A 1,396-nucleotide genomic window follows, 5' to 3' on the forward strand; every position below is an offset into this window, starting at 1 on the left:
AAAAATGGCCCAACCAATGTCTTGTCTTTTCCTTTTGATGCACCCATTAAATTAGAGCCTCGTTTATTGGGCGATTTAGTGATTTGCGTACCTGTAGTCAGAAAAGAAGCACAGGAACAAGGCAAGGCAGAGTTACATCATTGGGCACATATGGTGATCCATGGATGTTTACATTTATTAGGTTATGATCATATTGAATCGGATGAAGCGGAACAGATGGAAACATTGGAAATAAATATTCTGCATCAATTAGATATAGCTAATCCCTATGAATGGCAGGGAGTGGAATCATGAGTGAAGGACGACCGAGTCGCTTAGCAAATCAATCCTGGGTGCGAAAGCTCAGTAATTTATTTCTGGAGCCACAAGATCAGGAACAACTGATTGAATTAATTCGTTCAGCATCTGAACGACATATTCTGGACTCAGAAGCGCTATCTATTGTCGAAGGCGCATTAAGCGTGTCACAAATGCAAGCCCGCGATATTATGATTCCACGCTCACAAGTGGTCATGGTGTCACGTGATGCACCACCTGAAGAAACACTGAAACTGGTCACCGAAACGGCTCATTCTCGCTTTCCTGTGATGGATGATGACCGTGATGATGTGATTGGTATCTTGCTTGCAAAAGACTTATTAACCGCTGTGGTGAACAGCGGTGATTTTAATTTCGACCTGCGCGAAATACTACGTCCCGCTGTATTTATTCCTGAAAGCAAACGTTTGAATGTGTTGTTACGTGAGTTTCGGGCTCGCCGTAATCATATGGCCATCGTTGTAGATGAGTATGGTGGTGTGGCAGGTATCGTCACGATCGAGAATGTACTGGAACAAATCGTCGGTGAAATCGAAGATGAGCATGATATCGATGATGATGCGCCGATTCTGCAAAGAAATGAAAATACGTACACCATCAAGGCATTAACGATGGTTGAAGACTTCAATGAGTTTTTTGAAACCAATTGGAGTGATGAAGACTTTGATACGGTGGGTGGTTATGTCGTTAATCAGTTCGGTCACCTGCCTGAACGAGGGGAAGAAATCACGATTGATCGCTTCCAGTTCACCATTTTGCGTGCCGACAATCGTCGTTTATATCTGATGAAAATGGTGATTTTACCACCTGAAGAAGAGCCAGAAGCTGATACCGAATAATGCAAAAAAGTAATAGGCTGACAATGCAGGGTTGGAAAGGAAATATCGTTGCATTCATGGGTGGCGCTATTTTGCCGCTGGCTTTTTCCCCTTTTAACCTATATCCCATTGCCATTCTCAGCCTGATTTTGCTTTTCGCCAGTTGGGATAATACGACACCGAAACAAGCCGCATGGCGCGGATGGTTATTTGGTCTTGGTATGTTTGGTGTGGGTGTGTCCTGGGTGTATGTCGCCATT

General features: G+C 43.7%; 2 protein-coding genes and 1 pseudogene. All 3 read left to right on the forward strand.

Annotation, left to right across the window (positions count from 1 at the left end; all coding sequences use genetic code 11):
- Nucleotides 1-294: rRNA maturation RNase YbeY (gene ybeY, locus B4K20_RS11830; RefSeq protein WP_289283027.1), on the forward strand; the 294-nt coding region annotated here is incomplete at its 5' end.
- Nucleotides 291-1,157, forward strand: a complete 867-nt coding sequence (locus B4K20_RS11835) for an HlyC/CorC family transporter (RefSeq protein ID WP_289244112.1) — start codon at nucleotides 291-293, stop codon at nucleotides 1,155-1,157. The genes ybeY and B4K20_RS11835, both read left to right, overlap by 4 nt.
- Nucleotides 1,157-1,396: pseudogene (locus tag B4K20_RS11840) on the forward strand (apolipoprotein N-acyltransferase); the annotation flags it as partial. The gene B4K20_RS11835 and the pseudogene B4K20_RS11840, both read left to right, overlap by 1 nt.

The sequence above is a fragment of the Methylophaga sp. UBA5088 genome, assembly GCF_002414625.1.
Taxonomy (GTDB): domain Bacteria; phylum Pseudomonadota; class Gammaproteobacteria; order Nitrosococcales; family Methylophagaceae; genus Methylophaga; species Methylophaga marina.

Excerpts from the sequence above, each read along its gene's own strand:
- B4K20_RS11835 (WP_289244112.1), top strand. The coding sequence starts at position 291 with ATGAGTGAAGGACGACCGAGTCGCTTAGCAAATCAATCCTGGGTGCGA.